Source organism: Flavobacterium antarcticum DSM 19726 (assembly GCF_000419685.1).
In the GTDB taxonomy this organism is placed as follows: domain Bacteria; phylum Bacteroidota; class Bacteroidia; order Flavobacteriales; family Flavobacteriaceae; genus Flavobacterium; species Flavobacterium antarcticum.
This window is the reverse complement of sequence record NZ_ATTM01000002.1, coordinates 73,120-99,126: the sequence shown is the minus strand read 5'-3', so window position 1 is coordinate 99,126 and position 26,007 is coordinate 73,120. Positions and strand designations below refer to the sequence as shown.

The 26,007-nt window shown below is 34.1% G+C and carries 22 protein-coding genes and 1 tRNA gene; 12 read left to right on the top strand and 11 right to left on the bottom strand.

All coding sequences use genetic code 11. From position 1 onward, the window contains the following. Positions 1-22: 22 nt before the first annotated feature. Positions 23-1,078: an inorganic phosphate transporter gene (locus tag YWA_RS0103465; RefSeq protein WP_022827101.1), complete on the bottom strand. Its 1,056-nt coding sequence runs from the start codon at positions 1,076-1,078 to the stop codon at positions 23-25. Between the two features lie 33 nt (positions 1,079-1,111). After that, complete coding sequence (locus YWA_RS0103460; protein ID WP_022827100.1) at positions 1,112-1,756, bottom strand: DUF47 domain-containing protein; 645 nt, start codon at positions 1,754-1,756, stop codon at positions 1,112-1,114. A gap of 196 nt (positions 1,757-1,952) precedes the next feature. Here YWA_RS0103460 and YWA_RS0103455 point away from each other — a divergent pair, with 196 nt between their 5' ends. Beyond that, positions 1,953-3,581, top strand: coding sequence for an acyl-CoA carboxylase subunit beta (locus YWA_RS0103455; protein WP_022827099.1), 1,629 nt, complete (start codon positions 1,953-1,955; stop codon positions 3,579-3,581). 67 nt (positions 3,582-3,648) lie between these two features. On the opposite strand, the gene YWA_RS0103450 is transcribed toward YWA_RS0103455, so the two are convergent. Both YWA_RS0103450 and YWA_RS0103445 read right to left on the bottom strand, forming a co-directional pair. After that, positions 3,649-4,116 (bottom strand): RES family NAD+ phosphorylase, encoded by a 468-nt coding sequence (locus tag YWA_RS0103450; RefSeq protein ID WP_022827098.1) that lies wholly within the window; start codon positions 4,114-4,116, stop codon positions 3,649-3,651. Next, positions 4,116-4,616 (bottom strand): antitoxin Xre/MbcA/ParS toxin-binding domain-containing protein, encoded by a 501-nt coding sequence (locus tag YWA_RS0103445; RefSeq protein ID WP_022827097.1) that lies wholly within the window; start codon positions 4,614-4,616, stop codon positions 4,116-4,118. The genes YWA_RS0103450 and YWA_RS0103445 overlap by 1 nt, the downstream gene beginning before the upstream one ends. A gap of 182 nt (positions 4,617-4,798) precedes the next feature. On the opposite strand from YWA_RS0103445, the gene YWA_RS0103440 reads away from it, so the two are divergent. From YWA_RS0103440 to YWA_RS0103395, 10 genes are all read left to right on the top strand, one after another. Then, on the top strand, positions 4,799-6,388 hold the full coding sequence (locus YWA_RS0103440; protein ID WP_026718546.1) for a S41 family peptidase: 1,590 nt from the start codon (positions 4,799-4,801) through the stop codon (positions 6,386-6,388). Beyond that, positions 6,378-8,006 carry a M1 family metallopeptidase gene (locus tag YWA_RS0103435; RefSeq protein ID WP_022827095.1) on the top strand — a complete coding sequence of 543 codons (1,629 nt, stop codon included), beginning with the start codon at positions 6,378-6,380 and terminating at the stop codon, positions 8,004-8,006. Before YWA_RS0103440 ends, YWA_RS0103435 begins: the two co-directional genes overlap by 11 nt. A gap of 69 nt (positions 8,007-8,075) precedes the next feature. Continuing rightward, positions 8,076-8,474 (top strand): hypothetical protein, encoded by a 399-nt coding sequence (locus YWA_RS0103430; RefSeq protein WP_022827094.1) that lies wholly within the window; start codon positions 8,076-8,078, stop codon positions 8,472-8,474. A 98-nt stretch (positions 8,475-8,572) separates the two neighbouring features. Beyond that, positions 8,573-9,658 (top strand): glycine cleavage system aminomethyltransferase GcvT, encoded by a 1,086-nt coding sequence (gene gcvT / locus YWA_RS0103425; RefSeq protein ID WP_022827093.1) that lies wholly within the window; start codon positions 8,573-8,575, stop codon positions 9,656-9,658. A gap of 188 nt (positions 9,659-9,846) precedes the next feature. Beyond that, complete coding sequence (locus YWA_RS0103420; protein ID WP_022827092.1) at positions 9,847-10,560, top strand: YebC/PmpR family DNA-binding transcriptional regulator; 714 nt, start codon at positions 9,847-9,849, stop codon at positions 10,558-10,560. A gap of 159 nt (positions 10,561-10,719) precedes the next feature. Beyond that, positions 10,720-12,273, top strand: a complete 1,554-nt coding sequence (porX, locus tag YWA_RS0103415; RefSeq protein WP_022827091.1) for a T9SS response regulator signal transducer PorX — start codon at positions 10,720-10,722, stop codon at positions 12,271-12,273. A gap of 24 nt (positions 12,274-12,297) precedes the next feature. Then, complete coding sequence (tsaE, locus tag YWA_RS0103410) at positions 12,298-12,714, top strand: tRNA (adenosine(37)-N6)-threonylcarbamoyltransferase complex ATPase subunit type 1 TsaE (protein WP_022827090.1); 417 nt, start codon at positions 12,298-12,300, stop codon at positions 12,712-12,714. Positions 12,715-12,796: 82 nt separating this feature from the next. Then, positions 12,797-13,990, top strand: coding sequence for an alanine dehydrogenase (locus YWA_RS0103405; RefSeq protein ID WP_022827089.1), 1,194 nt, complete (start codon positions 12,797-12,799; stop codon positions 13,988-13,990). A 36-nt stretch (positions 13,991-14,026) separates the two neighbouring features. Beyond that, positions 14,027-14,401 (top strand): DUF4258 domain-containing protein, encoded by a 375-nt coding sequence (locus YWA_RS0103400; protein ID WP_022827088.1) that lies wholly within the window; start codon positions 14,027-14,029, stop codon positions 14,399-14,401. A 60-nt stretch (positions 14,402-14,461) separates the two neighbouring features. Then, positions 14,462-14,536 (top strand) — tRNA-Val (locus YWA_RS0103395). 167 nt (positions 14,537-14,703) lie between these two features. Here the strand turns inward: YWA_RS0103395 and YWA_RS0103390 are convergent. Beyond that, complete coding sequence (locus YWA_RS0103390) at positions 14,704-15,402, bottom strand: hypothetical protein (RefSeq protein ID WP_022827087.1); 699 nt, start codon at positions 15,400-15,402, stop codon at positions 14,704-14,706. A gap of 277 nt (positions 15,403-15,679) precedes the next feature. Then, positions 15,680-16,774 (bottom strand): redox-regulated ATPase YchF, encoded by a 1,095-nt coding sequence (ychF, locus tag YWA_RS0103385; RefSeq protein WP_022827086.1) that lies wholly within the window; start codon positions 16,772-16,774, stop codon positions 15,680-15,682. Positions 16,775-16,953: 179 nt separating this feature from the next. Between ychF and YWA_RS0103380 the strand changes: the two genes are divergently transcribed. Next, positions 16,954-17,493: a hypothetical protein gene (locus YWA_RS0103380; RefSeq protein ID WP_022827085.1), complete on the top strand. Its 540-nt coding sequence runs from the start codon at positions 16,954-16,956 to the stop codon at positions 17,491-17,493. Between the two features lie 64 nt (positions 17,494-17,557). Here YWA_RS0103380 and YWA_RS0103375 read toward each other — a convergent pair whose 3' ends face one another. From YWA_RS0103375 to YWA_RS0103355, 5 genes are all read right to left on the bottom strand, one after another. Beyond that, positions 17,558-17,923: a methylglyoxal synthase gene (locus tag YWA_RS0103375; RefSeq protein ID WP_022827084.1), complete on the bottom strand. Its 366-nt coding sequence runs from the start codon at positions 17,921-17,923 to the stop codon at positions 17,558-17,560. Between the two features lie 2 nt (positions 17,924-17,925). Then, a complete protein-coding gene (locus YWA_RS0103370) occupies positions 17,926-18,777 on the bottom strand; it encodes an N-acetylglucosamine kinase-like protein (protein WP_022827083.1) in 852 nt (283 codons plus the stop codon). 425 nt (positions 18,778-19,202) lie between these two features. Continuing rightward, a complete protein-coding gene (gene gap, locus YWA_RS0103365; protein ID WP_022827082.1) occupies positions 19,203-20,207 on the bottom strand; it encodes a type I glyceraldehyde-3-phosphate dehydrogenase in 1,005 nt (334 codons plus the stop codon). 64 nt (positions 20,208-20,271) lie between these two features. Continuing rightward, the gene (gene pfkA, locus YWA_RS0103360; protein WP_022827081.1) at positions 20,272-21,258 is read right to left on the bottom strand and encodes a 6-phosphofructokinase; all 987 of its coding nucleotides are present in this window, start codon (positions 21,256-21,258) and stop codon (positions 20,272-20,274) included. Between the two features lie 162 nt (positions 21,259-21,420). Further along, positions 21,421-25,932 (bottom strand): translocation/assembly module TamB domain-containing protein, encoded by a 4,512-nt coding sequence (locus YWA_RS0103355; protein ID WP_022827080.1) that lies wholly within the window; start codon positions 25,930-25,932, stop codon positions 21,421-21,423. Positions 25,933-26,007 lie beyond the last annotated feature (75 nt).

The window sequence follows — 26,007 nt, the reverse complement described above, 5'->3', positions numbered from 1 at the left end:
TACGTATAAATAATTTTTTATTTTAAAACAATGTGACAATATAGTAAATAAATGCCGCGATTAATGCCGAAACCGGAATAGTTAAAACCCAAGCCCAAAGCAAGTTAATCGTAACGCCCCAGCGTACTGCTGAAACTCTTTTTGTAATTCCAACCCCAATAATACTACCCGTAATAGTATGTGTTGTAGAAACAGGAATTCCGAAATGTTCGGATAAAAATAAAGTAACAGCTCCCGCAGTTTCCGCACTCACTCCTTCTAATGAAGTTACTTTTGTAATTTTTGAACCCATGGTTTTTACAATTTTCCATCCACCACTCATTGTTCCAGCAGCAATAACCGTAAAACTGACAAAAGGAACCCACGCATAATCATCTACAAAATATTTAAAAGTATCCTCAGCATTTACATAATTGGGATCAAAGTCAATTTTTAAATGGTAATAAATTACGGCTGCACCAATAATTCCCATTACTTTCTGAGCATCATTTGCACCATGACCTAAACTAAAAAGGGCTGATGAAACAAGTTGTAATCTTTTAAACCACTTATCTGCTTTACTGGGATTGGCCTTTCGGCAAATATTCATAATCAAGATTGTAATAAAATAGGCCATAATCATACCTATTAAGGGTGCCAAAAAGATAAAGGCGATAATTGGAATTACCTTCACATAATTTACCACATCCACTCCATTAACAGCCAAAGCTCCGGCATGAGCCAATGCAGCTCCCATAAATCCACCTAGTAAGGTGTGCGAAGAAGAAGAAGGAATTCCTAATTTCCATGTTGCTAAATTCCAAATGATGGCTGCTATAAGTCCTGCAAGAATTACTTCTAAAGTGATAAAGTTTTCGTTGACTGATTTAGCAATGGTGTTTCCAATTTTGAATTCACCGATCCAATATTTCGAAATAAAGTAAGCCACAAAGTTAAAAAAAGCGGCCCAAACTACAGCTTGAAACGGAGTTAGTACTTTCGTAGCTACAATCGTTGCAATGGAGTTTGCTGCATCGTGAAAACCATTGATGTAGTCAAAAATTAAAGCAAGAATAATAATAATTATAAGTAAAGTCATATACGTCTTTTGAGATTGAAACTCCGAAAATGATTAAGAATGTTTTACAGCAATTGATTCTAAAACATTGGCTGCACTTTTACATTTGTCAGCTGCCGTTTCTAGTGTAGACAATACTTCCTTATATTTAATGATGTTTTTAGCATCCGTTTCATTCTCAAAAAGATCGGCAACCGCTTTATCATAAACGGTATCCGATTTATTTTCTAACTTATTAATTTTCGCGCAAGCGTCCGTAATATTTTTAATTTTTTTCAAATTACGCAATTCGCGAACCGCAATGTCAATTTGGTGACACGCCTCTAAATTAATTTCCGTTAATTTTCGAATGGATTTCGTGATTTTATCCACTTGATATAACTTCATTCTGTTCGAAGCGCCGTGAATATTTCCAGCAATATTATCAATAGCAGTGCTTAATGAGTAAATATCTTCGCGGTCAAACGGAGTGATAAAGTTACTACTCAATTCCAAATTAATTTGTCGAGCAATGTCCTCTCCTATTTGTTCTAGTTCTTCAATTTTTTGAAACAAATCATTCCGTTCCGCAACTGGTAAATTTACCACTTCATGTAGTGTTGTAGCCATCAAAATCAAATTACTCGTTGCTTGTTCAAAAAAGGGAAAGAATTTTTTATCTTTCGGTACAAAAAACTGGAAAATGCTATTTATGTTCATAGTGATCGTTTTACAGCGACAAAAGTAAACCTCCAATGTTAAGTTAACATTAACTAAACGTAAAAAAGAAGTCGCTAATTGATATTTAATGAAGCTATTCGGATAATATTTTTCACATTTTCAAAGGTTTTCGTACTTTAGCCAACGGAAAATTAGATATTTCAGTTTACAAATATAAAAGACACACAACGCGATTATGGATTTGAATTTCAATAAAAATGAAGACCACAATAAATTATTAGTTTCCGACTTGAAGCACCGATTTTCGAAAGTTAAATTAGGTGGTGGCGAAAAACGAATTGCAAAATTGCATGCGGAAGGAAAAATGACGGCTCGCGAGCGAATCGATTATTTATTGGACGACAAAACAGACAGTATTGAGATTGGTGCTTTTGTAGGAGAAGGCATGTATGCCGAACATGGCGGCTGTCCTTCTGGTGGAGTTGTAATAAAAATGGGATATGTGAGTGGAAAGCAATGTATTGTTGTTGCTAATGATGCTACCGTAAAAGCGGGCGCTTGGTTTCCAATTACAGGAAAGAAAAACTTACGTGCTCAAGAAATTGCAATGGAAAACCGGTTACCTATTATATATTTAGTAGATAGTGCCGGCGTTTATTTGCCTTTACAAGATGAAATTTTCCCGGATAAAGAACATTTTGGCCGTATTTTTAGAAATAATGCCATCATGAGTAGTATGGGAATTACCCAAATTTCAGCAGTTATGGGAAGTTGTGTTGCCGGAGGTGCTTATTTGCCTATCATGTCGGACGAAGCATTAATAGTGGACAAAACAGGAAGTATTTTCCTTGCTGGAAGTTATTTAGTGAAAGCGGCTATTGGTGAAAATATTGATAACGAAACACTTGGTGGAGCAACAACTCACTGCGAAATTTCAGGCGTTACTGATTATAAAGCGAAAGACGACAAAGATGCTTTAGATAAAATTAAAAAAATCGTTGACAAAATTGGGGATTTCGACAAAGCAGGTTATAGTCGTGTAAAATCGGTTAAACCGGCAATGGATGAAAAAGAAATCTACGGAATTTTGCCGAAAGCACGAAATGAACAATATGACATGATGGAAATCATCAATCGTTTGGTCGATAATTCTGAATTTGAAGCCTATAAAGACGGTTACGGGCAAAGTTTAATTACCGGTTATGCAAGAATCGACGGTTGGGCTGTTGGAATTGTTGCCAATCAACGAAAAGTAGTAAAGTCTAAAAAAGGCGAAATGCAATTTGGCGGTGTAATCTATTCCGATTCTGCAGACAAAGCGACTCGATTTATTGCGAATTGCAATCAAAAGAAAATACCTTTGGTTTTTGTTCAAGATGTTACTGGATTTATGGTAGGTTCTAAATCAGAACAAGGCGGAATTATTAAAGACGGCGCCAAAATGGTAAATGCGGTTTCTAATTCTGTAGTTCCAAAATTTACAGTTATTGTAGGAAATTCCTACGGTGCTGGAAATTACGCCATGTGCGGAAAAGCATACGATCCAAGATTAATTTTTGCTTGGCCAAGTGCCGAATTAGCCGTTATGGGCGGAACACAAGCAGCAAAAGTGTTGGCACAAATTGAAGCTTCTTCACTAAAATCAAAAGGAGAGATTGTAGATGAAGCCAAAGAAAAAGAACTTTTTGATAAAATTAAAGCACGATACGACGAACAAGTTTCTCCTTATTATGCTGCTTCAAGATTATGGACGGATGCGATTATTGATCCTTTAGAAACGCGTACTTGGATTTCTATGGGAATCGAAGCTGCCAATCACTCACCTATTGAAAAGAAATTTAATTTAGGTGTTATTCAGGTGTAAAGATTCTCTTCTATTTATATAAAAATGGTTCTCAAATATTTGAGAACCATTTTTTTTAGAATTTGATTTAATGCAGATTTTGTGTTAACCTTTCGTCAATTGGCATTTTAATAAAGTCAAGAATTTCTACTTTTCCGAAATCTTTGTACAAGGGATTGAGAATGATATTTGATTCTAAACCAACTACAGAAGAAGGAACGCGTAACGCAAAGAAATTGCGGTCCTTTGCAAGATTTGTAAATAGTTCTGTTGTTTTAGAATTATACGGATATTGACTCCAATTTACTGGTAAATCAATGAGTTCTTCTATTGGAAAATCGTCTGGGAAATATATTTTAGCTAACAATATTTCTTTTGGTAAATAAGCTATATTTGCGGAATGTACGTAATATTCCAGCAACGCTAATGATATATTTTCAGAACAATAAACAGCTCGAGTACCAACTTCATTCCACCTTCCTCCTACTTTTTCAGCACCAATTCCAGATAGCGTAGCGTCCTTGTATTTTATATTTGCAATTCGGTAAACGATCATTAACTATAAACATTATACTGAATTCTTACTATTTCATTTTCTACAATTTCAAAACCAATACTACTGTCTAATAATTCAAAAGGAACTTTATTTCCCAAAGATTTTGAAGGTGTCATTAACCAATTTTTAAAGTCAGCTTTAGAATCAAAAACATCGTAACCTAAACCAAATAAGCGAGCCAATTCATAAATTCGTTCAGAAGTTTCTTTATTATACACCGCATTTTTTTGCATGCTCGATATAGATGCTGGCAAAATATTCTCAAACTCTTTTTCTGTAGAACTTGTAAATTGCAACAGTTGTTTCCAATCTGTTTTTTTTACGCCTTCTCTTATTTTATCGATTAAGTCTAATTTAAAATGTGGTGCATTGGTAGTGTTTGAAATTACCCAAGCAGGTGAAAATTCTGATACAAAGTTTAACTCTTCTTCTCTATCTGAAGGATATTCAACTACTTTCGTTTTATACAATTTTTCTTTATTGTGGTGTTCAGTTTTCATAATTGTATTTTTACATTTAACTGATCGTAAATTTACAATTTTTATTTCGGTTTTTCACATCTTTCCCTATTTTTAACCTTTTACGATTCGTTTTTTTTACTTTTAACATGCTTATAAAAACGAGTCAATTATTACTAATTTATTTATTACTTTCGAAATTCTTAATATACATCAGAAATTCAATGAAAAAATTAATTTTTCAAGTACTACTTTTATTACTTTTTATCACGAGTTGTACATCAGTAAAAAAACACAATAGTCTAGTAAATAAACCTATTGCGGTTGATAAATTAAAAAGTGATGTTGATTTTGCATACTTAAAACTGCAGAAACTACATCCTTCTCTATATTGGTACATATCCAAGGAGCAACTCGATTTTAAATTTGACAGTTTAAAAACTACAATAAATAAACCACTAACTAGTTACGAGTTTTACACTAAAATTACTCCTGTCCTGAACGAAATCAGACAAGGTCATTTAGGCGTTTATCCAAATTCTAAAATTTGGTCGAAGAAGGAAGCAAATGAATTAATAAAAAAGGGCATCGGTCCATTTTCACAATTTGAATTCATGATGTTTGGTGACAAATTATATGTAGAAAAAAACAATTCGATTGATTCTACAATTGCTGTAGGAAGTGAGATTGTAAGTATTGACTCCATTTCAACAGAACGCCTTTTGAAAAAATACCGAAAATTGATGACTTCAGATGGATACAATACTACTTTTTACAAACATCAATTACCTAAAAAATTTTCTAATTTATACGTCTTTGAAAATGGTATAAAAGATAGCTTACTTTATCAATTCAAATTTAATGATTCGATCAAAAACATTTGGATAACAAGAAAAAAAATGGCTGAATCAAAAGTAATTACTAAAGATTCCATTGTAAAAAAGCAAACTAAAGCTGAAAAAAAGAAAATTGCACTCGCAAATAAAAACAGAATAATTTACAACAGCACGAATGGCTATGATGCCGCGACAAAGGAATTTCAACGTACTTTAAGTTTTATGGAAAAAGACAGTTCCGTGGCTGTCTTAAAAATAAAATCATTTTCAATTGGTAATTACGAACCATTTTATAAAGACGCTTTTAAAAGAATTAAAGAGAATAAATCAAAATACCTGCTATTAGATTTACGTGGAAATCCCGGAGGACGATTGAGTGAAATTAACAACCTCTATTCATTTGTTGCTGATTCTGCAATCGCTTTCGCTGACAAAAGTGAGGTCGCGACGAAAACGAGTTTTCTCAAAAGAGAATATTTTAACGGCGGAATCACTACGAAAGTACTCAAATCAATAGTTTATCCATTTTATGTTAGCTTTATGTATTTGAAAGTTAAAAAAGAAGGCGATAAGTACTATTATTATACAAGTGAAAATAAGGTGAAACCAATTCGGGAAAATCGGTTCAAAGGTGAAATGTATGTTTTAATTGACGGTGGCAGTTTTTCAGCTTCATCTATAATATCATCTAATTTAAAAGGATCAAAACGAGCCACCTTTGTCGGTGAAGAAACCGGTGGCGCTTTTAACGGAACAGTTGCGGGACAAATGCCTATTATTGAACTTCCCAACTCCAAAGTTAAAATGCGTGTCGGCTTAATGAAAATTGCCGCTCATTATAAAACTGAAGAAGTAGGTCATGGAATCCGACCAGATGTCGAAATTATTCCGACTTTAGAAGACAAAATAAATGGAAATGATCCTGAAATGAAATGGATTTTAGACAATATCAAAAACCAAGATTCGGATGCAAAATAAATGGTTCACGATTATTCTTTTTTTTATAATAAGTAATGCTGTTAATGCGCAAAATTTCACTAGAAAAGATTCACTTCAAGGTGGTTTTTCATTTGAAAGAATGTGCTTTGATGTTCAAAAATATGATTTGAATATTACGGTGAATCCTGAACAGAAATTCATCACAGGGTCAAATACTATTTCATTCAAAATGCTTCAAGAATCAAGTACAATCCAATTGGATTTATTTGAAAACATGCAAGTGGATCGTATCGTTTTTGAAAATAAAAATTTAAAATTCCGTAGAGAATTTGGCGCCGTATTTATAGATTTTCCGAAACAGCTTAAAATTACAGATTCTATTTTAAAACTTGAATTCTTTTATTCAGGAAATCCCATTATTGCAAAAAATGCACCTTGGGACGGTGGCTTTGTCTTTTCAAAAGACAGCAATGGCAATCCGTGGATTTGTGTTGCCGTTCAAGGTACTGGAGCAAGTTTATGGTATCCTGTAAAAGATTCACAAAGCGACGAGCCGGATTTAGGCGCTTCAATAAAAGTCGCTGTTCCTAATGGCTTGATGAACGTTTCAAACGGAAGATTTAAAGGAAGTTTAAACTTAAATAACGGATACACACGTTGGGATTGGGAAGTAAAAAATCCAATCAATTCCTACAGTATTACACTGAATATTGGCGATTATGTTCATCTTCATGAAAAACATAATAAACTGGATTTAGATTATTATGTTTTACGTGGAAATGAGGAAAAGGCTAAAATCCATTTTGCAGAAGTAAAACCAATGATGGATTGCTTTGAAAGCAAGTTTGGAGCTTACCCTTTTTCTGAAGATGGCTATAAATTAATAGAAAGCAACTATTTAGGTATGGAACATCAAAGTGCTGTAGCTTATGGAAATAAGTACTTAAAAGGATACTTAGGAAAGGATCGTTCAGGGACTGGAATTGGAATGAAATTCGATTTTATCATCATTCACGAATCGGCTCATGAATGGTTTGGAAACAGCATTACTTCGCGCGATATTGCTGATATGTGGATTCACGAAGCATTCACTACTTATGCAGAATCGGTTTTTGTAGAATGTCAATTTGGGAAAGAAAAAGCAATTGAATACATCAATGGACAAAAGAAACTCGTTGAAAACAAATCGCCTGTTTTAGGAAAATACGGTGTCAATAACGAAGGTTCAGCAGATATGTATTATAAAGGTACCCAATTATTAAACACGTTAAGAAATGCGATTGACGACGATGAAAAATGGTGGTCCATTATGAAGAACTTTGCGGTAACGTATCGGCACAAAATTGTTGAAAGCAATGATGTTATTCAATTTTTTTCAAATGAATTTGGATATAATTTAGCCCCATTTTTCCAACAATATTTACAGGAAACAACTGTTCCTGTTTTAGAGCTAAAAATATGCGGTAAAAAAATTAAATATCGTTTTACGAATACGGTTTCTCATTTCCAACTTCCAATTCATCTTTTAATTGACGAAGTAAAAACACCTCTTCTACCTACTAACAGTTGGCAATCCATGAAAATCAAAGAAAACTCGACAGTGAAATTTCCCGAAAACCTTTTTTACATTGACTTCAAAATAGTACAAAAAAAATAAATTAGTGAAAAGATAACAGTAGTTATAGCAACAGCATAGGTTGAGTTTTGTATTTTTAAATAAAAAAAAATGACAACAAGAGAAGATTTTATAAAAAAATTTCGAGGAGATGCGTTTGGTACAGTAACTGCTGAAACATCCGCGGAAGAATTTTTTCAAAACGAAACGCTTCGGCCTATTATGAAATTACAAAATGAGCTTTTATTGGCTGTTTTCCAAAATTATATAACATCTAGCAAAGTTGATTTTACGCAAATTTCCACAGAAAAAAGAATGAATTTCATCGAAAATGCGATTAAGAAAGATATTAAATTTCAAAATCTACTCAAAGGAATTGTTATCGGTCTTTTTACTTTAGAAGAAAACGCGAGATACATTCAAAACACAGCTGCATTGAGTAAGCGAATTACCAATTTACTCGTTGAACGAATCAAGTCACAAGTACAATTACTTTATAATCCGTATTAAATACGCGTTTCATTTTGTAAAAATTAGGTTACGAAAAGTTTTTAAAACCCTAAAAAAAACGATAAATTAGCACCCAAAATTAAACTATTAAAAACAACATGAAAGATATTCCTTTAATACACATACATGAAAAATTAGGCGCCAAAATTCTTCCATTTGCCGGTTATAATATGCCTATTTTATACGAAGGCGTAAATGCAGAACATGAAACGGTACGAAATGCGGTAGGCGTTTTTGACGTTTCACACATGGGTGAATTTATGATTTCCGGTCCAAATGCTTTGGCTCTGATCCAAAAAGTTTGTACAAATGACGCGTCAACATTGACTATCGGGCGTGCTCAATATACTTGTTTACCTAATAATGAAGGTGGAATTGTAGATGATTTAATCGTTTACAAAATGAAAGACGAAGAATATTTACTAGTTGTAAATGCTTCAAATATCGATAAAGATTGGGAATGGATTTCAGCACACAATGATGTAAATGCCGAAATGAAAAATCTTTCAGACGACTATAGTTTATTAGCTATCCAAGGTCCAAAAGCTATTGAAGCAATGCAAACGCTTACTACTATTGAATTAGCTGAAATTAAAAACTACCATTTTGAAGTGGGCACTTTTGCAGGAATTGAAAATGTAATCATTTCAGCTACTGGTTATACCGGTTCAGGTGGATTCGAAATCTATTGCAAAAACGACGAAGTAGAACGCATCTGGATGAAAGTTTTTGATGCAGGAGCATTTTACGGAATTAAACCTATTGGACTTGCAGCTCGCGATACCTTGCGTTTAGAAATGGGATTTTGTTTGTACGGAAATGATATTAACGACACTACTTCTCCTTTTGAAGCTGGTTTAGGATGGATTACGAAGTTCACAAAAGAGTTCGTAAATTCTGAAAAATTAAAACAACAAAAAGAATTAGGCGTTACTCGTAAATTAGTTGGTTTTGAATTAGTGGATCGTGGTGTTCCTCGTCAAGATTATGAAATCGTTGACAAAGACGGAAATACAATCGGAATTGTAACTTCTGGAACAATGGCTCCTTCATTAAATAAAGGAATTGGTTTGGGTTATGTAACAATGCCTTTTACCACTCCTGACAGCGAAATTTACATCAGAATCAGAAAAAATGATGTTTTAGCAAAAGTGGTGAAATTACCTTTTTATAAGAAAGAGTAGTTCATTTATAATTTAAAGTAAAACCGACAGATGAAAATTTGTCGGTTTTGTTTTTAGAAGTTAGAAGAAAATCTACATTTGTAGGACACAGATTAGATTTTCGCAGAAAAAATCAATTCTTTTTGTTCAAAAAACAGAATTAGAATTTCAGATGTTTTATTTTTGCAACATTAAAATTAGTTTAAGAAATGGGAAGAGCTTTTGAATTTAGAAAAGGTAGAAAAATGAAACGTTGGTCAGCAATGGCTAAAGCATTTACCAGAATTGGAAAAGATATTGTGATGGCGGTAAAAGAAGGAGGCCCAAATCCGGACGCAAATTCACGTCTTCGTGCTGTAATTCAAAATGCGAAAGCAGCAAATATGCCTAAAGAAAATGTCGAGCGTGCCATTAAAAAAGCAACGGACAAAGATACGGCCAACTATAAAGAAGTTTTATTTGAAGGTTATGCACCTCACGGAATTGCACTTTTGATTGAAACTGCAACGGACAATAACAACAGAACTGTAGCAAATATTAGAAGCTATTTCAACAAATGCAACGGAACAATGGGAACGCAAGGTTCAGTTGAATTTATGTTTGACCATACTTGTAATTTCAGAATTCCAGCAGAAGGAATTGATGTTGAGGAAATGGAATTAGAATTTATCGACTTTGGTGCGGAAGAAATTTTTGCAGATGAAGAAGACGGCGTTTTAATTTATGCTCCTTTTGAAAGCTTTGGTGCCATTCAAAAAGAATTAGAAAACAGAAAAATTGAAATTTTATCTTCTGGTTTTGAAAGAATTCCACAAATAACGAAAGAATTGACTGAAGCTGAAGTCGCTGATGTTGAAAAATTATTAGAAAAGATTGAGGAAGATGACGATGTTCAAAACGTGTATCACACCATGAAAGAATAGGTTTCAACCATCTTTAAATGTATAAAAACTCCCGTTAATCGGGAGTTTTCTGTTTATAGAACCAATTAATCTCAAAAGTAAAGTTTACAAAAATATTAAGAATTTCCGCAGTCAATAAATGTTAAATTGCAGTACTTTAGTACATAAATAAAAAGAAAAATGAATCAGATAAAAATACTTTGGGTAGACGATGAAATTGATTTACTCAAGCCACATATATTATTTTTAGAGAAAAAAAATTATAACGTAACGACTTGCAATAACGGTCGAGATGCCGTTGATATTTTTGACGAAGGCGATTTTGACATTGTGTTTTTAGATGAAAACATGCCTGGAATGAGCGGTTTAGAAACCCTGCAAGAGATGAAAGAAAAAAAATCCTCCACACCTGTAATTATGATTACGAAAAGCGAGGAAGAATATATAATGGAAGAAGCAATTGGTTCAAAAATTGCCGACTATTTGATAAAACCGGTAAATCCAAACCAAATTCTTCTGAGTTTAAAGAAAAACTTAGACCATTCACGATTGATTTCTGAAAAAACGTCTTTAGATTATCAGAAGGAATTCAGAAAAATAGCTATGGATTTATCAATGGTAAATTCTTATGAAGATTGGGCTGAATTGTATAAAAAATTAATTTACTGGGAAATTGAATTGGAAAATATCGACGATCAAAATATGATTGATATTTTAGAATCGCAGAAAGTGGAAGCCAATTCTCAATTTGGAAAATTCATCGAGCGAAATTACGAAGATTGGTTTGACCCAAAAGCTTCAAAACCAATACAGTCCCATACTTTATTCCGTGAACTTGTAGTTCCCGAATTGGTAAAGAAAGACAAGCCTGTTTTGTTTGTTGTGATTGATAATTTGCGTTACGATCAGTGGAAAGTATTTGAAAGTGTGGTCAATAATCACTACAAATTAGAAAAGGAAGTTCCCTACTACGCAATTTTACCAACAGCAACTCAATACGCAAGAAACGCCTTATTTTCTGGCTTACTACCAATTGATATGGAGAAAAAGTTTCCTCAATATTGGAAAAATGATGTCGATGAAGGAGGTAAAAATTTATACGAAGCTGAATTTTTAACCGAACATTTGAAACGTTTGGGTTTAAACATCAAGCAAGATTACTTTAAAATTACAAATTTAGCAGCGGGAAAAAAATTAGCAGAAAATTTCAAAGCTCTAAAAAATAACGATTTAGTAAGCGTTGTGTACAACTTTGTTGACATGTTGTCACATGCTAAAACGGAAATGGATGTTGTAAAAGAATTAGCATCAGACGATAAAGCATACCGTTCGCTGACTTTAAGTTGGTTTAAAAACTCGCCTTTATTAGAAATAATTCAGCAAGCACAAAAAATGAATTTTAAATTAATAATAACGACGGATCACGGAACAATTAACGTAAAACATCCTTCAAAAGTAATAGGCGATAAAAACACAAGTTTGAATTTGCGCTATAAAACAGGCAGAAGTTTGACCTATGAAGATAAAGATGTATATGTAGTAAAAGAGCCAAAAACAATTGGATTGCCAACTATTAATATGAGTAGTTCTTACATATTTACAAAAAATGATTTGTTTTTAGCTTACGTAAATAATTACAACCATTACGCAAGTTACTATAGAAACACGTACCAACACGGTGGAATTTCGTTAGAAGAAATGATTGTCCCTTTTTTAGTTTTTCAACCAAGATAAATTAATATATAGTACTGATTTTTAATGGAAATACTATTCTCAATTGAACAAATAGATCAAGCTGTCCAAAAGGTGTTATCTGCTAATCCAAAAAAGGTAATTTTATTTAATGGCGAAATGGGTGTTGGAAAAACTACGTTTATTAAATCACTTTGTACCGCATTAGATGTAGAGGAAGCGACGAGTAGCCCAACATTTTCGTTAGTAAATGAGTACTATACTACTACGGGAGATTTGATCTATCATTTCGATGTTTACCGTTTAAAAAGTGAAGAAGAAGCTTACGATATGGGAATGGATGAATATTTATATTCAGGTGCGTGGAATTTTATTGAGTGGGCCGAAAAAATTCCATCGTTAATTCCCGAACAATATTCGGTGATTGAACTCACAAAATTAACAGATGGATCAAGAAAATTGGTGTTAACAAACTACGAATAATACTACTAAACATAATCTAATTTTTTAATAAAATAACAACCGCTTTTTTTTTGTAAATTAGAGGTTTCTTAATTTGAATTGTATGTCATTATCTCCGTTTACGAAACAGCAACTTATTCCACAAGAAGAAAAACTTGAAGTGCAACGTCACAAGAGTGAACTTTTCATCGGAATTCCAAAAGAAACTTCTTTCCAAGAACGTCGTATCTGCTTAACTCCTGATGCTGTAAATTCGTTGGTTTATCATGGACATCGTGTAATGATTGAGTCTGGAGCTGGCGAAAGTTCGAGCTACACTGATAAAGAATACAGTGAAGCAGGAGCAGAAATCACGAAAGACACAAAGAAAGTGTATGGCTGTCCTATTCTTTTAAAAGTGGAACCTCCTACCCTTTCTGAAATTGAATTGATGAATCCGCAGACCATTTTAATTTCTGCTATTCAACTTAAAACGCGTAAAGCAGATTATTTTGAAGCTCTACATAAGAAAAAAATTACTGCATTAGCTTTTGAATTTATTAAAGATGCTGACGGAACTTACCCAGCAGTGAAATCGCTTAGTGAAATTGCTGGAACTGCTTCGGTCTTAATTGCTTCTGAATTAATGATTAATAGTCAATGTGGTAAAGGACTATTATTTGGGAATATTGCCGGCGTTGCGCCAACTGAAGTAGTGATTATTGGTGCCGGAACTGTAGGTGAATTCGCAGCACGAACGGCAATTGGTCTTGGAGCAAGCGTAAAAGTTTTTGATAATTCTATTGTGAAATTGCGTCGTTTACAGAACCAACTTAATCAACGTATTTTTACATCTACTATTCAGCCCAAAATGCTTTTAAAAGCCTTGAGAAGATGTGATGTTGCTATTGGTGCAATGCGAGGCAAAGAACGTTGTCCAATTATTGTGAATGAAACAATGGTGGAACACATGAAAAAAGGTGCAGTAATTGTTGACGTCAGTATTGACACTGGTGGTTGTTTTGAAACTTCTGAAGTGACTTCCCATCAGAATCCCACTTTTGTTAAGCACAATGTAATTCATTATTGTGTGCCAAATATTCCTTCCCGCTACTCAAAAACAGCTTCTTTATCTATTAGCAATATCCTTACTCCCTACTTGTTGCAAATTGCGGAAGATGGTGGTATTGAAACTGCAATCCGATGTGACAATGGACTTAAAAACGGCGTTTACTTCTACCACGGAATTTTGACTAACAAAGCAATTGGGGAATGGTTTGGACTCTCCAATAGTGATATCAATTTAATTGTTTTTTAAAGTTTCTTTAATGTAACTTTGCAAAAAAATAAATTCATGAAATTTTATCAGCGTTTTGCCTATTATTCTTTTGGGATGATCATTGGAATGGTTTTTCTATTTATGTTTTTGAGCGGAAAAGACATGAGTTGTAGTTACTTCCCGAATTCACGAGTTTTAAAAGACTTGAGAACGAAACCATTTCATTACTCTGATGAATCTAAAGAAAAACTAAATCAAAAGTGGGTTGATACGAGTGACATTCGGAGAACTTTAACCTATGGCGACGTTATTTTCGGCAAAAGTAATATTCCAACGGGAAGCGGAAAATTATACGTTATTGAAGGTAAAAATTCTAAAAATGAACCTATTACGCTTGAAGTAATTAATTACAGCGACAGAGCAGTTTTAAAAGACATAATAAAAGATTAAATTTTATTAACAAAGATGTTGCAGATTTCAAATGGTATTGTATATTTGCACTCGCATTCAGGGCGATTAGCTCAGCTGGTTCAGAGCACCTCGTTTACACCGAGGGGGTCGGGGGTTCGAACCCCTCATCGCCCACAAAAAACTGCATAAAAGCAGTATATTATTAAGGTTTTAATCAATATTTAGACAACGAAAGTTGGCAGATAAAGATTAAAACCTTTTTTTTGTTACTAAATTATCATTTACTATTCGCTCACTAATGAAATAGTTATATTATTTACGCAGAAATATAAATTCCTACTCTAATTGTACAGCTGCATTCTTAAACAACCATTTGCAGTTACAGTAACGGTTCCACTCCAATTGTAACTTGAACAAGAAGCTGTAAAATTATATGTCCCCGCGGTTAAAGTAAAATTTGCACCATAAGAAGCTCCACATTCTGGTGATCCGCTGGAATAATAACCTGCTATACTTCCACTTGAACCGTTTATAGAAACGTTAATGACACCGCAACCGAGATCAGATGAGGTCCAGAACAATACTTTTCCTGTTGTTGAACCACCTCCAGTTCCTCCACCCGTTCCGCCACCACTTCCTCCACCACCGCCTCCATCACATGGAAAATCCTCGGAGCGGTAATAAATCATCGCTGTATTAGTATCAACAGCTTGGTCCGGAACGCCAACTAATAACAAATTGTTAGAGTTGAATTTCAAGGGAAATTTTATTACTTCGCCCTGTACAACGTAAGTCATTGAAGGCTCAGAAGCATTAAAAGTTCCAACCGTAAGATTTCCATTACTACAGTTACTTACTGTTCCCGTGCCAAACTTTAAGTAAGAGTCTTGCCCGTCTCCACGCACCCAATTTCCATACGGATTGACACCTGGATCATTATCTCCAAGGTCAGTTGACGCTTCTTCAGACTCACAACTTGCCATAAATGTAAGCGCTACAATAAAAAATAATTTTACTGTTTTTGTTAAAATTTTTTTCATTTTAATCCTATTTATTAATTAAACAAAAAATTTATTAATATGTTAAGCACTTAAGCTAAAATCATCTAAGCGCTTTAACATCTATTTAACAAAACTAAAGTGTTACCATGTATTTTACAATACCTACTTGTAGGTATTTTATACTATTGATTTAAAGCATTTTATAAACTTCGAAAGTAATTAATTATATATTTTGAAAAATCTAGGCACCTCTATTTTACTGCAATAAAAAAGGAGCCCGATTGGACTCCTTTAAATTTATATTTGTTTGTAAAAACTACACGTTAAATCTGAAGTGCATTACATCACCATCTTTTACAATATACTCTTTTCCTTCTACTCTTAACTTTCCTGCTTCTTTTACTTTTGCTTCTGAACCGAAAGATTCAAAATCGGCAAAGGCAATAACTTCCGCACGAATGAACCCTTTTTCAAAATCAGTATGGATAACTCCTGCAGCTTTTGGAGCCGTATCGCCAATATTGATTGTCCAAGCACGAACTTCTTTTACACCAGCGGTAAAATAAGTCTGCAACTTCAACAATCTGTAAGCCGCACGAACTAAAACCGCTGAACCTGGTTCAGACAATCCCATATCTTCCAAGAACACTTGACGTTCTTCGTAACTTTCTAATTCTGTAATATCTGCTTCAGCACCAACGGAAAGGATAATTACTTCAGCATCTTCGTCCTTAACCAATTCTCGAACTTGGTCCACATATTTATTTCCTTTCACAGCAGATTCTTCATCTACATTACAAACGTATAAAACTGGTTTTGCTGTAATTAATTGAAAATCTTCCATCAACACTTCTTCATCATTGTTTTGAAGCGTAATGGTTCGAGCTGATTTTGCTTGCAAAAGTGTTTCTCTAATTCGGTCTAATAAAGCTTTTTCAGTAATTGCTTCTTTATTACCCGTTTTCGCAGCACGATTTACTTTTTCCAAACGTTTTTCAACGGTTTCTAAATCTTTCAACTGCAATTCGATATCAATCGTTTCTTTATCGCGAATTGGATTTACATTTCCATCAACGTGAATAATATTGTCATTGTCAAAACAACGCAAAACGTGAATAATCGCGTTACATTCTCTAATATTGCCCAAAAATTGATTTCCTAAACCTTCTCCTTTACTTGCTCCTTTGACTAAACCTGCAATATCCACGATATCTACAGTTGCCATCTGAACACGCTCTGGTTTTACGAGCTCTTCTAATTTCGCAATTCGCGGATCTGGTACGTTAACTACTCCAATATTAGGTTCAATGGTGCAAAATGGAAAGTTGGCACTTTGCGCTTTTGCATTTGACAAACAATTAAATAAAGTTGATTTTCCTACATTAGGCAATCCTACAATTCCTGCTTTCATTACGTTCTATTTTTAAAAGTGTGCAAATATACATTTTAAGTTGCATAAATGAAGTATCAAAATCAATCGATTTTTGGATATTCCATACTATTTATTATAACATTTTACTGTAATTGAGTAACTTATTTTGAGGAATCACGTTGTAAATTTGTTTTAATAAAAACTAAAAATTAGTAATCATGAAAAACATAATGACTTTAACTTTAGCTTTACTTCTAGGAGTTGGTTTACAAGCGCAAAATACAAACGTTACTAACGTAACAAAAAAGACGGTTACAACTGTAAAAGATTCTGATGGAGTTAAAAAAACTGTGAAAGAACAAAACATTCAAGCTAAACAAAAAATAGAGTTAGAGAATGCAGATTCTAAGACATTGAATAAAAATCTTAAAGATTCTCCAGTAGAAATGATTTCAACTACAACTGTAACTAATCCTGACGGAACAACGAGAACAGTTGCTATCGACCGTTCTTCTGCTTACCAATTCAATGGAAATAATTATATGTTATCTTTAGATCCTTCCGGTTATATTGTGACTGATGTTGACAATAATAAAATTGGAATCTTAAGAGCAACAACAACAAACAGCTATATTTTTAGAGGTGAAAAATCAATTTCAATTGGATATTTTGATGTCGATGGAAACATGGTTTTAGAAACGTATGACGACGATTCAGATACGGTAACGACAAGAACATTTGTTAGAATGCAAAAATAATTGCTTCACATCAATATTTTTAGAAACTCCCATAACTTTCAAAAGCTATGGGAGTTTCTTTTTTTTATTCAATTGCTTTTAAAAGTAACTGAGCAGTTGCCTCATTGGTTGCAAGTGGAATATTATGAACATCACAAACCCGTATCAACATATTAATGTCAACTTCGTGAGCGTGACTTGAACTCGGATCTTTAAAAAATAAAACCATTTGCGTTTTTCCTTCTGCCACGCGAGCCGCAATTTGTGCATCGCCTCCCATCGGTCCAGAAAGCATTTTCAAGACTTTAAATCCTGCATTTTCTGCTTTACTTCCTGTCGTTCCTGTTGCGACAATTTGTATGTCCGAACGAGATAGTAACGATTTGTTTTTGTTTAAAAACTGAACCATGTCCGCTTTCATTCGATCGTGTGCGATTATTGCAATTTCCATAGTTATCGATTTAAAATGTGGTATTGGATTAATCCATCAATAGGACGACGTAACACATTTCCAATTTTTAAATTGTTTTCTTCCAAAACAACTTGTAGTTCATCCTTCAAATAAAAAGCGATAGAACCTATAAAATGAACAGGAACTTCATGGCAATTTTCATATTGTGTGATGTAAAAATTTACAAAATCTTGCATCGCCGATTTTATAATTTTTTGACAAAATACGTGGTCTTTGTGTTGAATTAAAAATTTTGCAAAAGTGGCCAAATAAGCGTTTGGGTTCGCTTCTTTGTATAAGTTGTGCTTAATTGCATCAGCATCTAAATCGTATTCTTTTTCAAAAATAACCGCGAGGTCTGAAGGCATTTTATTGAAATAATAACTGCGAATTAGTTGGCGTCCAAATTGATTTCCGCTGCAATCGTCCATTGCGATATAACCCAATGATTGTACTTTCTGATGCAGCACACTTCCGTCAAAATAACTGCAATTTGAACCCGTTCCTAAAATAGAAACAATAGCCTTTTCCCCTTTTGGAGTTGTAGCATAAACTGCAGCATAGGTGTCTTCTTGTACTACCACATTTGCTTTAGAAAAATATTCTTGAAAAACTTGCGTCAAGAAGTTTTTCATTCGATCTGTTCCGCAACCTGCTCCATAGAAATACAGATGAGTCGCGCTGTTTTTATTGTGTAAAATGTCAAAACGGTCGTCTAAACGAGCAATTATTTGGTCTTTTCCGAGTACTTCCGGATTTAATCCCAAAGTTTGTGTGGTAAATAATACTTTGCCTGAATCGTCTATGGCAATCCAATCGGCTTTAGTGGAACCACTATCTACAAGTAATTTCATTTATTTTTCATTATTAGTTCTGAAATATAGCACTTTTTAGTTAACTAATTTTCTTTAAAATTTTTATAAGTAGTTAAGATAATGTCTCGCAAAGACGCGAAGGCGCAAAGTTGTTTGGCTTTTTATGGTATTTCTAAATTGTATCGCTCACCTATCTTTTATTACTTCAATGCGTTTTTTTTTAAATATATTTTATGCTAGAAAATCAATGATCTGTTATCCGAAAATCCCTAGCCCCGAATGAAATGGAAAGCCCGGAATAGGAGAAGCTAACTTTTTCCTGCTCAAAAAGAGCGACCAACGGAAGCTCCTTTTTCAGCTTGGAAAAATAGCGTTTCAGATGAGGACTTGCAATGGAATGCGGGAAATAGCTCCAAAAAACAAAAATCCCATTGAAATAGATCAACGGGATTTTGAAATTTAATTTATTTTAAACCTGCAATATGAACGGACAAATCGATTAATTTACAAGAATAGCCGTACTCGTTATCGTACCAAGAAATGATTTTGAAAAAAGTAGCATTCAGTCCAATTCCCGCTTTAGAATCAATAATTGAAGTACGTGAATCGCCTATGAAATCTTGGGAAACTACGTCGTCTTCAGTGAATCCTAAAATGCCTTTCATAGTAGTTTCCGAAGTCTTTTTAAGCACGCTCATGATTTCTTCGTACGTCGTTTGTTTTTCCAACTTAACGGTCATATCCACTACAGAAACGTCGGCAACGGGAACTCTCATTGACATTCCGGTTAGTTTACCGTTTAATTCTGGAATTACTTTTCCTACCGCTTTTGCAGCACCTGTGGAAGCGGGAATAATATTTAAACCTGCCGCACGACCGGCACGAAAATCTTTTTTAGAAGGTCCGTCAACGGTCAATTGTGTTGCAGTTGTAGCATGAATTGTAGTCATCAAGGCCTCTACAATTCCGAAATTATCATGCAAGACTTTTGCCAACGGCGCCAAACAATTCGTTGTACAAGATGCGTTTGAAACAATCGTATCTTTTGAGGTTGCTTTATCTTCATTAACACCCATCACAAACATGGGAGCGTTTGCCGATGGAGCCGAAATCACAACTTTTTTAGCACCACCATCAATATGTGCTTGAGCGGTTTCTAGCGTTGTGAAAATTCCCGTACAATCAGCGATAATTTCAGCACCAACTTCATCCCACTTCAAATCCGCTGGATTTTTTTCCGCAGTTACACGAATGTAGGTATCGTTAACGTATAATTTTCCTTCTTTTACTTCTACATTCTGATTGAATTTTCCGTGAACTGAATCGTATTTTAGCAAGTAAGCCAAGTGATTTACTTCAAGCAAGTCATTAATTGCTACTACTTCTACGTTATCTCTGTTGAAACTTTCTCTAAAAACAAGTCGGCCGATGCGTCCAAAACCGTTAATTCCTAATTTTACTTTTGACATTTTGTATTTGATTTTTTCTTAAAGTTGGAACTTTAAAAAGTGTTATTATTTTTAATTTTAGTACTTAAGTTGACATGATATCTGAAACGCGAAGCAATTCCATGTCAATTGGATAATGTCCTTTAATCGCTTGTTCTAAAGGCGTTAAAGTCACTTCATCTTTGCTAATTCCCACCATGAAATTTGATTTTCCTTCTAATATCGATTCGACGGCTTTCACTCCTAATCTACTGGCTAAAACGCGGTCAAAACACGACGGTGCTCCACCTCTTTGCATGTGTCCCAAAACCGAAACGCGAATGTCGTATTCCGGCAAATGTTCTTCGATATAATCTTTCAATTCGAATACATTTTTACCCATTTTATCGCCTTCTGCAACGACAACAATGCTGGATGATTTTCCTGAAGCCTTACTTTTTTGAAGCGATTCTAACAATCGGTCTAATCCCAAATCTTCTTCAGGAATTAGAATTTCCTCGGCACCTGAACCTATTCCGGCATTTAATGCAATATGACCCGCATCACGACCCATAACTTCGATGAAAAACAAGCGGTTGTGCGAACTTGCCGTATCTCGGATTTTATCGATGCATTCAATCACCGTATTTAAAGCGGTATCGTAGCCTAAAGTGTGGCTTGTGCCAAAAATATCATTGTCAATCGTTCCTGGAATTCCCATGACAGGAAAATTAAATTCCTTACTAAAAACTTGAGCACCGGTAAAACTTCCATCTCCGCCAATAACAATTAAGGCAGAAATTCCGGCTTCAGTGAGATGTTTATAGGCCAATTTTCGACCTTCAGAAGTTTGAAAATCTTTCGAACGAGCCGATTTTAGAATCGTTCCTCCTTTATTAATAATATTATTAACGGTACGAGGTCCCATTTCTTTAAAATCACCCTCAATCATTCCTTGATAACCGCGGTAAATTCCTACACAATCGATTCCGTGATAAGCACACGTTCGAACTACAGATCGAATGGCAGCATTCATTCCTGGAGCGTCTCCACCCGAAGTCAGTACTGCTATTTTTTTAATCGTATTTGACATTCAATGACTAATTTAATTGCTAATTTAACAAAGATTACCCACTTTAAATGGATGTCGAATACTTATTTAATAAACTGTTGTGATTTCAAACGTTTTCGTTAATAAGTTTTTGAAAACGTAAATTTCTGTAGTGAAATGTTGGATGACTTAATGAAGAATTAATTAATCCTCTTTTGACGGAATTGCTTCAGAATTGTGTTTTTCTTTTGGCTTTTTATTCTTTTTCTCAGGGAAATTCATAAAATCAGGGTTTGGATCTGAATCCGGAACAAGATGGTCAATGGTCAATTTATCAATCTTCTGTTTTTTGAAAAAGCGATTTACTAATTCTTGAAAGGTATTAAAATCCACTTCGTAAGTAATACCCACACCTTGCGTATATCCAATTCCTTCTCCTATATAATTAATGTCGTTTTCACGGTTGAACACACGTAAATTCATACTACCATCCTCATTAACACGGTATTGCACTTCCACATTTCCTACAATTGCCGATTCGTTAATTCCACCTACAGGAACTCCAAGTTTTCCATTAACGGTAATTCGTTCATTAATTTGTGTTGAAACTGTAAAACCTACAGAACCATCTGATTCTCGTCCTGGAGTTCTATCTGCGGAAACGATGTCAATTCCTACTTTCAATTTATCATCCGGGTTTTGGAAAATATCGTCGAAAATTCCACCGGCAGTTTCAAATAAATTTCGCGTCAATGCATTTTGATCTACACCATCTTGACTTAAAAATCCACCGGTACTTAATAACGTCAAAGCTTGCGTTTGCCGAATGTCTTTATCACTTAATTTGGTTTGAATTTCAGATTTCAAAACGGAACTTACCGTTGGAAAATTAATTTGAAAATCCGGTTCAGGACTGCTTAAACTCCCTGTGATTCCAATACCTACTTCCACAGGAACACGTCTATTAATCGAAGGATTGTCTAGTAAAACAGATGGGTTTGCACTTGTTTTGTAAATTGCCTCTAAATCCAAACGCGCTCGTAAAGGATCACCTTCCCAAACAATTGTGCTGTATTTTTTTACTTCAAATCGCTTGTCAATCAAACCACCGTATTTGAAATTATAACTTCCTTCGTAGATTTGGTAATCTCCAATCATGTTGAATTTCCCAAGCGTGTTGATCTCAAGCAGCAAAGTTCCATTTCCTTTGGCTTTCATTCCATGACCTGTTTCGCGATCAAGAATTACTTCAATTTCTGCTTCCGTAGTAATGTCCAGATCAAACTTCAATTCTAACCCTTTGTAATCTCGTGAAGAAGTGAAAATTCCGTTTTTCAAATTGTCCTTTTCAGCAGGAGATAGAAAATGCATAAAACTTTTATTACCAACCGATTCCGAATTATTAATTGGAATTTTAATCGCCGTTCCTTGTTTCGATTCGGCTTGTACTTCAATAACCAAACCATCTGTAGGTCCTTTAATTGTGGCAACGCCATCGATAAAGGCGGTTCCGTAATAAGCAGCGTCTTCTGAATCTTTGGTGTCCAAAACTAATAGTCGGTTAGTGTTTATGGTCAAATCTAATTTCCAATCTCCGAAATTTCTATGCCCAATAAAGCCGTTTAATCTTCCTTGCGTGTTGTATTTTGTGTCCTCAATTATTGCATTTTGAATGATAAATTGACTTGAAGTCAAATCGACAATTGAGTTTTCTTTGAAAGCCAAATCAACGTTAAGATACGGGATTTTCAGTCCTGCCTTATCCAAAAACAATCTTCCATTAATATCCAGATTTTTTACATTTCCCGCAATATTTGCCGTTCCCGAAACCAAACCTCGAATGTCAGAAATCACAGTGCCACCAAGTGGACTCAACGATGCGGCATTAAATTTATTGAGTCGGACATCCAGATTCAGTATCGTTTCTTTATTTTCAATAGCAAAAGTTCCTTCTGCTAGAAACGATTGCACTTCTTTGTTTTCTAAATTTGAAAAAACAGTAAAGTTTTTCAACGAATCATCGCCTTCAATATTCAAATTTAAATTTCCCAAATCAATTGAATTCATCTTCAAACTATCCACTCGAATTTGAGCGGTAGGTTGGTACACTTGTTTGTTTTGCTTGAAATTTATTTTCCCATTCAAGTTTCCATCCACTTTGAGACTATCGACGGTTGGGACGATTTTAGCCAAATCGACATTCGCAAAATTCAACTCTAAATCTTTATATGTAGAATCCTTCAGCTGTCCGAACAATTCAATTCGTTGGTCTTCGTGCGTCATCACAAAATTCTCGATATCAAAGTTTTTCAAACTTTTGTCGAAAACTACTTTATTATCGGCATTCTCTTCTTCATTTAAAAACCACATATAATCTTTAAAATGAACTTCGGATTTTTTAAGGCCAATAACACTGTTTTTTTCAGGATTGATGGTATGGTATAAATTCAGATTATAAAAATCTTCGCCTTTATTTCCACCTTTAAATTCTGTTCGTACAAACAAAGTATCTTTTGCAGTTACATTAATAAAGCTGAAATCACTGATCTTATAATACTTCGTCTTGATGGTGTCCATCTCAATATAAGTATTATAAAGTGGGTTTTTATTGTCAATATCGACTTTAATTCGGTCTATAATATTGTCAAAAGCTTTAATATTAGGCGAATTAAAAACCATTTTAAATTCGTTTTTATCCGAATTAATAGCACCTCGAATCGTGGTGTTCAATCCCAATTCAATTTGCGGAACGAACACTTCAATAATCTTATTGTAAATACTGAAATTAAATTTGACGTATTGTCCTTTCGAAACTTTATTAGGCTGATAATTCGCGTATAAACTTCCGGCAGCGTTTTCTAAAATAGCACGTAATTCTTTGAATTTAAATTTACCAACCATTTGGCCTTCAATAATATCAGGAGAATTTACAGTAATTGTACGTTCGTTATCAGCGTCAAATGAAGAAGTGATCGTGAAATCCTCAAAGATATAATTGTCCTTGTCATTATTATAAGCCGTTTGAGAAACATTAATTTCACCGGATAAATCATCAAGTGAATTTCCGTAAATATTCATGGCGACATTTCCTTTAAAAACGGCAATGGAATCGGTTACAAAATTCAATTTGGATAAATTGGCGTAATCAATATTGGTTTTGAAGTCGTAATGCAATACTTTCTTACTCAAATCCACCAAACCTTCAAAATCCATAAATAAATTTGGATCGTTCACATTTATGATTCCTTTAAAAATAGGACGTTTGAATTGTCCTTCAATTAAAATATCGGAATAATTATAATTGTTATAGCTCAATCGTGAAATTCCACCTTTAATATAAGTGTCTACATATTTCTCAGTAAAACCTTTTCCTTCAATGGCAACATCTAAACTGACAATTCCAATATCTTTTATACTCAAAAAGCGACCAATATTGAATTTATCCAATTCCACATTTCCCGAATACGTTGCATTGTCAATGTTTTCAATATTGGCCATAGCCAAATTCGATTTTATATTTCCAATTTCGGTTTTCATGAAAAAGTCGGTCTTGATTTCAGACGCTGTAATTTCTGCAGATCCTACCACCATGAACTTCCCTAGCTTTCGCAAAATTTCAGGAAGTTTCTTTCCAAGAACGTTAGGCAAAATTTCAGTTAAATTGTCGTAATCAGAACTTACGCGGTAAAAATCACCTTTCATGTAAAAACGTTGTTCATTTTCGCCAAAGAGATTTCTGAAATTTACGTTTCCAACGATTTGACTTCCCTTGTCGTCAACTAGTTTCAAGTTATCTAACTTCAAATCGTTTAAAGTTCCGGTCAAATGTGTTTTAATATTGAACGTTTTATTTTTACCCAGTTCATCGTAGAAATACCTAATGTCATTGGTTGAAATAGTGGCTTTTTCAAAATTCACATCGAACTTTACTTTATTGATGAAATCGCCAAAATCTTCGGGTTCGTAAGTCAATTTAACATTCCCTTCAAAATCAGAATCTTTCGTACTGAAAAGCATGTCGTCGAGAATAATATTCGTTGGAGAATAGGTAAATTGACCACTCAAATTGTCCATTTTTAAACCGCGATGGTCTTTAAATGACATCTTATTAATCTTCGTCGTAATATCAGGTCCGTAAATTTTGAACATACTTAAAGAAGCATCTATTTTAGTAAAATCGACACTTTTAGGCGTTTCTAAATTTTCGTTGATGACTCTAAAATTGGTATTCGTCAAATAGGCGTTTGTGGCTTTCATTAAGAATTTCTTGCCACTAGAAGGTGTATCGGAATCGAAAAGGGAAACGAATTTTACAATATTTGTTTCATCTTCGCCTTTATAAATTTTCAAATTAAAAGTGGCTCCGTCGACTCTAATGTCGCCAAATAGCAAGTCACCATTCAACATTAATCCCAAGTCAAGAATATTGGTTTTGATTCTATTGGCAAAAATAAGCGTGTCTTTGTGGTGGTCTTTGATTAGAACGGTTTTCAATTTTACACCGCCAAAAACAGAAATATTAACTTGGTCCACACTAATATCTGTTCCAAAATCTTTGTTGAGCATTTCAGTAACATAATGACCAATACGCGTTTGCACAAAAGGCAACGAAAGTACAATTGCCGAAACCAACAAAAGCAATATCAGTCCAAGTAAAACTCGGAATGTGTATTTTTTGAGGCGTTTAATGGCAGATGTTTTTTGTACTTTTTCCAATAATTATATTTTGCAGGTGGAAAGGGAAAACCTTAAAATAAAAAACGTTATTTTTGTTACGTTGTAAAAATACAG